6 protein-coding genes and 3 tRNA genes are annotated in these 6584 nt (G+C 50.5%); 3 read left to right on the top strand and 6 right to left on the bottom strand.

All coding sequences use genetic code 11. The annotated features are described in order from the left end of the window. Positions 1-106: 106 nt before the first annotated feature. Positions 107-967, bottom strand: coding sequence for a homoserine kinase (gene thrB, locus FC20_RS06175; protein ID WP_008460766.1), 861 nt, complete (start codon positions 965-967; stop codon positions 107-109). 146 nt (positions 968-1113) lie between these two features. Between thrB and thrC the strand changes: the two genes are divergently transcribed. Next, on the top strand, positions 1114-2586 hold the full coding sequence (thrC, locus tag FC20_RS06170) for a threonine synthase (protein WP_008460765.1): 1473 nt from the start codon (positions 1114-1116) through the stop codon (positions 2584-2586). Positions 2587-2668: 82 nt separating this feature from the next. Here the strand turns inward: thrC and FC20_RS06165 are convergent. Together FC20_RS06165 and FC20_RS06160 are read right to left on the bottom strand one after the other, a co-directional pair. After that, positions 2669-2741: transfer RNA gene (locus tag FC20_RS06165), tRNA-Val, on the bottom strand. Positions 2742-2744: 3 nt separating this feature from the next. After that, a tRNA-Glu gene (locus tag FC20_RS06160) sits at positions 2745-2816 on the bottom strand. A gap of 143 nt (positions 2817-2959) precedes the next feature. Between FC20_RS06160 and FC20_RS06155 the strand changes: the two genes are divergently transcribed. Further along, positions 2960-3045 (top strand) — tRNA-Leu (locus FC20_RS06155). Positions 3046-3141: 96 nt separating this feature from the next. Then, positions 3142-3672 (top strand): GNAT family N-acetyltransferase, encoded by a 531-nt coding sequence (locus FC20_RS06150; protein WP_008460764.1) that lies wholly within the window; start codon positions 3142-3144, stop codon positions 3670-3672. Between the two features lie 57 nt (positions 3673-3729). Here FC20_RS06150 and FC20_RS10660 read toward each other — a convergent pair whose 3' ends face one another. The 3 genes from FC20_RS10660 to FC20_RS06140 form a co-directional block, all read right to left on the bottom strand. After that, the gene (locus FC20_RS10660) at positions 3730-3903 is read right to left on the bottom strand and encodes a hypothetical protein (RefSeq protein WP_008460763.1); all 174 of its coding nucleotides are present in this window, start codon (positions 3901-3903) and stop codon (positions 3730-3732) included. A gap of 85 nt (positions 3904-3988) precedes the next feature. Continuing rightward, a complete protein-coding gene (locus tag FC20_RS06145) occupies positions 3989-4975 on the bottom strand; it encodes a LacI family DNA-binding transcriptional regulator (protein ID WP_008460762.1) in 987 nt (328 codons plus the stop codon). Between the two features lie 24 nt (positions 4976-4999). Next, a complete protein-coding gene (locus FC20_RS06140; protein WP_008460761.1) occupies positions 5000-6457 on the bottom strand; it encodes a sucrose-6-phosphate hydrolase in 1458 nt (485 codons plus the stop codon). Positions 6458-6584: the final 127 nt, after the last annotated feature.

Below are 6584 nucleotides of genomic sequence, written 5' to 3'. Positions count from 1 at the left end.
TTTCAAAAATCAATTTAGTTGAGTAAAATTTGGGCCGGATCCCGGCTAATCTTGTGCAAAGTTACCAAACCAACAAAAAACGGAAGCCACAGCTTCCGTTTCTAACCTATAGCCAATATGCCCCGCGCGGCGCCACTTCTAGTCGGCGGATCTCATCTTTTAGCCCCGCTTCTCTGACGGCGTCAATAAAGTCGCTGATATGCTGAGGGTCAACCAGACTCATTACCGTTGGACCCGCCCCTGACAGGTAGGTTGCCACCGCTCCGTGGCTGTGGCCCACATTTCTGATAATTTCCAGTTCCGGCACCAGTTTGCTCCGGTAGCGTTCGTGGAAAAGGTCAGCCTCCATGAGTTCGCCCGCCTTTTCATAGTCCTGGGCAAAAAGGGCCGCCACCGCCGTGTTGGCCACGGCCGACGCTTGCACCGCATCCTTAAAGGAAAGTTCCTTTGGCAAAACGGCCCGGGCGTCGCTGGTCTTGAGGTTATAAGCCGGGATGTAGGCGATCATGGCAAAAGGCGGCACCGGCGCTTTAACTGCCGTGAAGTGGCCGTTGACCTTGCAGACGACGACCAAGCTCCCCAAGATGGTCGGCGCCACGTTGTCAGGGTGGCCTTCCAGTTGACTGGCCAGCTCGATTTTTTCATGAGGAGCCAGGTGCATCCCGCCGAGCTTATCAGCCAGTTCAATCCCGCCGACGATGGCGCTAGAGCTAGAGCCCAGGCCGTGGGCCAAGGGAATATCAGACTCAACCCGCAAGTGGCGGGGCGCCAGGTCAGGCTTGATCTTTAAAGCTGACGCCACGATCATGTTCTTTTCGTCTCTTGGCAAGTCGCCCAAATCGTGGTCAACCACCCAATGATCCGTTTCTTCAAGCACGTCAATGGTCAAGTATAAGGAAATGGCCACCCCGATGGAGTCAAAGCCGGGGCCCAAGTTGGCGCTGGATGCTGGAACCTTTATCTGCATGTTTCTACCTCACTATTTGCTATCTGAAGACTTTCTAATCATTTTATCATGTTTTGCCTTTAATAACTAAGCTTTCCCCGTTATAATTAGGCTAATAGGAAAAATTTTAACTGATCTTTACGATTAAAAAATCTCACGGAGGAAATATGATCTATCGCAGTACCCGCTCCGCAAACTTAGAAGTTTCTGGCGCTAGCGCTATTATCCAAGGCCTGGCCCCAGACGGCGGCCTTTTTGTGCCAAAAGTCTTCCCAGAAGCCTTTAGCAAAAATGAATTGAAGAAGCTTCTAGAATTGTCTTACCAGGACTTGGCCGGCAAAATTCTGGGCCGCTTTTTGCCAGACTATACGCCTGAACAATTGGCCACCATCGTCAAGGGCGCCTATGGCGCCCAATGGGACGATGCCAAAATTGCCCCAGTGACTGAAAACAAGGCTGGCAGCTACTTCTTAGAGCTCTTCCACGGACCAACCTTAGCCTTCAAGGACATCGCCTTGCAATGCCTGCCGCGCCTAATGAAGACGGCCCTCTTTAACCAAGCCGACAACCGGGACATCGTCATCTTGACGGCCACGTCTGGCGACACCGGCACCGCCGCCATGCGGGGCTTCCAGGGCTTAGACAAGACCCGCGTCATCGTCTTTTACCCTTACCAAGGCGTCGCTCCGATCCAGCTCAAGCAGATGCTGAGCGAAAGCAAGGACAACACCGTGGCGATCGCTATTGAAGGCAACTTCGACCAGGCGCAGACCAAGGTCAAGCAGATTTTTAACGACCAAGACATGCGCAAGCTCTTAGCCGACCATGACTTCACCTTCTCTAGCGCCAACTCCATGAACGTTGGCCGCCTCTTGCCGCAGGTAGTCTACTACTTCTACGCCTATGGCCAATTAGTCGCTCGCGGCGACATTGCGATGGGCGACCCAGTCAACTACTCTGTCCCAACTGGCAACTTCGGCGACATTTTGGCAGGCTACTATGCTAAAAAGCTGGGCCTGCCCGTGGGTAAGCTGATCTGCGCTTCAAACAAGAACAACGTTTTGACCGACTTCTTCAAGACCGGCCACTACGACAAGAACCGCGACTTCTACGTGACCAACTCCCCATCCATGGACATCCTGGTTTCCAGCAACTTGGAGCGCCTCCTCTTTGACATTTCCGGCGACCCAGACTTGGTCAAGGGCTTGATGGACCAGTTAAAGGAAACAGGCGAATACAAATTGCCAGACGACCTGCGGGAAAAATTATCTGACTTTGCGGCTGACTACGCCACGCCAGAGGAAATCGAAGGCGAAATCAAGCGCGTCTATGACGAAAGCGGCTATGTGATCGACCCGCACACCGCAGTAGCTTCTTTAGCTGCCCACCGATTTACGGGCAACGATGCTAAGACCGTGGTCTTGTCCACGGCCAGCCCTTACAAGTTCCCAGAAACGGTCTACCACGCTGTCAGCGGCCAAGCCGTAACGGAAAAAGGCATCCCGGCCTTAAAGCAATTAGCTGAATTAACCGGCGACCTGCCAGCTTCCATCAAGGAATTCTTAGGCGCCAGTGCCCAGGAAATCGTCATTCCACCTAGTGAAATGGAAGCAGAAGTTAAGCGCCAACTCGGTTTATAAGCAAAAAGCACATCCTGACGGATGTGCTTTTTGACTAGATAAAAATAACCATAACAACAAAGGCGTTATGAAAAATAAAAAATGGAGGATATAGGGCTCGAACCTATGACCTCCTGCTTGTAAGGCAGATGCTCTCCCAGCTGAGCTAATCCTCCATATGACCCGTACGAGATTTGAACTCATGTTACCGCCGTGAAAGGGCGGTGTCTTAACCACTTGACCAACGGGCCATCTTTTTTAATTTGGCGCCTCAACCGAGGCACGAATATTAGTATACCTGATCTAGGGAAAAATGCAAGTCCTTTTTAAAAACTTTTTTCTAAAAATTGGGCTTGCACTTTTTCCTCCCTTTGCTATACTATTAAATGTGCTTGCGGGCGTGGCGGAATTGGCAGACGCGCAAGACTAAGGATCTTGTGACCGCTTTAGGTCGTGGAAGTTCAAGTCTTCTCGTCCGCATGATGAAAGAGTCGTTGTTAACGGCTCTTTTTTGTTTTTCCTAGAGATTTTTTGCTAAAATTGACTAAAAAAGCAATTAACAAGTGAGGAAAAAACATGAACCAACTAGACTGCAAAGTGGCAACTATGGCCGACTTGCCGGCCCTTTGCCGCTTTTACCAAGACATTTGCGACCACCAAAAGTTTGACGACTACGGCGCTGACTGGCACTGGGGCATCTACCCAGCCGAAAGTGACTTAAAAGAGGCTATTGAAAAAGAGCAAGCTCTGATCGGCCTCAAAGACGGCAAGATCGCTGCTGCCGGTCTCTTGATAGTCGGCAACGACCCGCTTTATAGCAAGTTTGGCTGGCCAACCAAGGCTGATGATGACGAAATCGCCGTCATCCACCTGTACGGCCTCCACCCTGCCTTCCGCCGGCAAGGCTTGTCCGCATCCCTCCTGCTGTTTGCCGAGGACCGGGCCAAGAGCCTGGGCTGCAAGGTAATTCGCTTAGACAGCATGGCCGGCAACCGGCCAGCCCGCCGCCTCTATGAGAAAAATGGCTTCAGCTTCGTCCAACAAGCCAACGTCCACTACGACGATATTGGCGACACCGACGTAGACCTCTTAGAGTGTCCCTTGTAAAGAAATAACAATCTCAAGCAAAAAGTCCTAGATCTATGATCTAGGACTTTTTTTACACTATTCTTCGTTTAAATAATCTGCTTCTGCTTCTTCCGGACTTTCCTCGAAGCTGTATTCCATCTTCTTGTTCCGGTCCTTGGCAAAAGCATAAGCAATCTCAGCCCCGTAAACCAGAAGGCCGACACCGGTAAAGGCTAATAAGCATAGCCAAAAAACTTTCTTCTTACTCATGCTTGTCACCGCTTTCTATACTCTAGTTTCATTATAGTCATTTTTGCTAAAAAATCATAGCAGCAGAAGCAGCCATCACCGAAATTTAAATAGTTTGGTTCTTTAAAAGCTTAACCGGCAGCAAATAGCTGTTTTGCGCCAAGGGCTTGCTTGGATCTGCGATCCGCTCGTACAAAAGCTTGACCAGCATCCCGGCCAAATCGCCAATCGGCTGAACGATCGTAGCCAGGTCTGGTTCATAATTTTGGATCAGCTGGGTCCCGTCAAAGCCGACCACCTTCAACTCTTCTGGCACCTTGATGCCCAGGTTCTTGGCCACCCGCAAGAGCAAGATCGCCGTCATGTCGTCTGAACAAAAAACGCCATCGATCTTGCGCTCACTGGCCAAAAGCTCCTTTAAGGCTGCCGCCTTGGCTGACGGTGACTCGTAAAAGGCTGACCGGGCAGTGTGAACGGTCAAATTGGCCTTAGCCATGGTATCGGCGTAGCCTTCAAAGCGGTAAAAGGTCGGGTTGCCGGTCTTGTTGGGGTTGCCGATAAAGTAGATGTGCTTGCATCCCGCGTCCACCAGCGCCTGGCTGGCCAGGCAGCCGCCCTGGTAGTTGTCGCTCCCTACGATCGGTACCGAGCTAGCCAGGTCCCGGTCAAAAGACACGATCGGCAGGCCAAAGCGGCGGTAGTCCTCAATGTCTAGGTTGTGCGAACCCGCAATGATGCCGTCAACCTGGTTGGCTTCCAGCATCCTGAGGTACTGCCTTTCCTTGATGCTGTCTTGTTCAGCGTTACAGAGGATCATCTTGTAGCCATCATCAGACAGCTGCTCTTCGATCTTGGCCACCAGTTCCGCAAAGAAGGGATTGGTAATGCTTGGCACGATCACCCCGATCATCTTGGTCTGCTTGCCTTGAAGCGACCGCGCCAGGGTATTTGGCTGGTAGTTGAGCTCCCGCATGGCCGCATAGACCCGATCTTTGGTTTTCTGGCTGATATAGCCATAGTTGTTGATTACCCGCGAAACTGTCGTTGGCGAGCAACCCGCCTTTTCAGCGACATCGGTTAGTTTCGGCCGCATTACACATTTCCTTCCATTTCTTAATTACATATTTTTCAGCTTCCAGCTCTTGCCCTTGTAGCTGACGCCCTTGCTCATCTTGGCAAAAATCTGTCCCTTAGGCGCAAAGTAGCGGCCAGTAATGACCTCTCTTCCGCCATCAATAAAGATTTCAAACAAGGAGTGGTCCAGGTAGATTCTGAGGCTGAGGTCTTCATTTTCTGGCAAGCTAATGCTTCTAGCCGTCCCATATTCTGGGTTAACGGCCTCGCCAGCTTCGCCCCGGTCGACAGTCAAGCTAGCACCATTACCGGTCTTAAAGTGGAGTTTTATGCCATGTTCGCCAGCTTCATCAGCGGCCAAAGTCAAAGTACCCTCTTGGCCCCGGTGAATGTCCAGCTTGATTTCCGTTTGGTTGCCTAAGTCCATCAAGTGGTGGCCAGCAAAAGGCTTCTTATCGCTTCTCAGGCTCTTCATAGCCTTCACTGGCTTTTGAAGCAAGTGGCCATGCTTCAAGGACAATTTCTTCACTTGGCTGAAGCAGTTTGCCCAGCCTTCTTCATCAGTTGGGTAAGTCATGTCAGGCAAGCCGACCCAGCTGACCACATAAGCATTGCCGTCTGGAGCGTTAAAGGCTTGGCTGGCGTAAACGTCAAAGCCTTCGTCTAAGTTGATTGGAGCCTTTTGCTTAGTTTCAAAATGGCCCGTGTCAAAGTCAAAGGACTCGCCCACCCAGTACATGTTAGGGTAGACATTTTGGTAGTCGGTTACCTTCTTATCTAAGCCTTGCGGACAGAAGATGAAGACTGGCTTGCCGTCTACAAAGACCAGGTTCGGGCATTCAACCATGTAACCCATGGCCGGCAGGTCCACGTAGCCCAGGTCTTCCCATGGCCCCTCAATTTTTTCAGCCCGGTAAAGGCTGATGTGGCCAGACTTAGTTTCGGCATCTTGGGCACCTAAAATGGCGTAATACTTACCGTCATGCTCCAAGATCTGTGGATCCCGGAAGTGCTCGGTCACGTGGTCTGGCGCCTTGATCAAAGGCTCCTTGATCTTTTCAACATTCCCCTCTTGGTCCATGAAGGCCCCAACTTGGTAAGAATGCCGCACCCAATTTTCGTCACGAACGTTCCCAGTATACATTAAAAAGAGCTTGTCGCCAATTGCCTTGGCTGAACCGGAGTATGCCCCGTGGCTGTCTAAGTCGCAGTCAGGCAAGACCGCTTGCCCCAAGTTTTGCCAGTGAACCAGGTCTGGGCTTTCCAGGTGAACCCAGGACTTTAAGCCGTGCACTGCCCCAAAAGGATATGATTGGTAAAAGACTTGCCACTTCCCATTAAAATAGGAAAAGCCATTTGGGTCGTTTAAAAGACCCGACATCGGCCGGATGTGGTAATGCAGCTGGTATTCAGATCTAGCAGCCTGACTTTGCAGCTTAAGCAAGGTTAAGGCATCCCACTTGCTATAAGGAAGATATCTTTTTTCTCTTGTCCATTCCATTTAAAACAACCTCCGCTAATTCAATATTTTTTATCTAAAAAACCAAATAAGTACAGTAATGTCATCTTCTATTTTAAGGTTAAAGCGCTAACATGTCAAACGGTTGACATGCATTTTTCCTTATAAT

This window comes from Lactobacillus equicursoris DSM 19284 = JCM 14600 = CIP 110162 (genome assembly GCF_001434815.1).
GTDB classification, from domain to species: domain Bacteria; phylum Bacillota; class Bacilli; order Lactobacillales; family Lactobacillaceae; genus Lactobacillus; species Lactobacillus equicursoris.
The sequence above is the reverse complement of the archived record's forward strand: the minus strand, read 5'-3'. Positions and strand labels throughout refer to the sequence as shown.

What these genes read in the sequence shown, in the direction of transcription:
- thrB (WP_008460766.1), bottom strand. Translation starts at nt 967, where the DNA reads ATGCAGATAAAGGTTCCAGCATCCAGCGCCAACTTGGGCCCCGGCTTT.
- thrC (WP_008460765.1), top strand. Translation starts at nt 1,114, where the DNA reads ATGATCTATCGCAGTACCCGCTCCGCAAACTTAGAAGTTTCTGGCGCT.
- FC20_RS06150 (WP_008460764.1), top strand. Translation starts at nt 3,142, where the DNA reads ATGAACCAACTAGACTGCAAAGTGGCAACTATGGCCGACTTGCCGGCC.
- FC20_RS10660 (WP_008460763.1), bottom strand. Translation starts at nt 3,903, where the DNA reads ATGAGTAAGAAGAAAGTTTTTTGGCTATGCTTATTAGCCTTTACCGGT.
- FC20_RS06145 (WP_008460762.1), bottom strand. Translation starts at nt 4,975, where the DNA reads ATGCGGCCGAAACTAACCGATGTCGCTGAAAAGGCGGGTTGCTCGCCA.
- FC20_RS06140 (WP_008460761.1), bottom strand. Translation starts at nt 6,457, where the DNA reads ATGGAATGGACAAGAGAAAAAAGATATCTTCCTTATAGCAAGTGGGAT.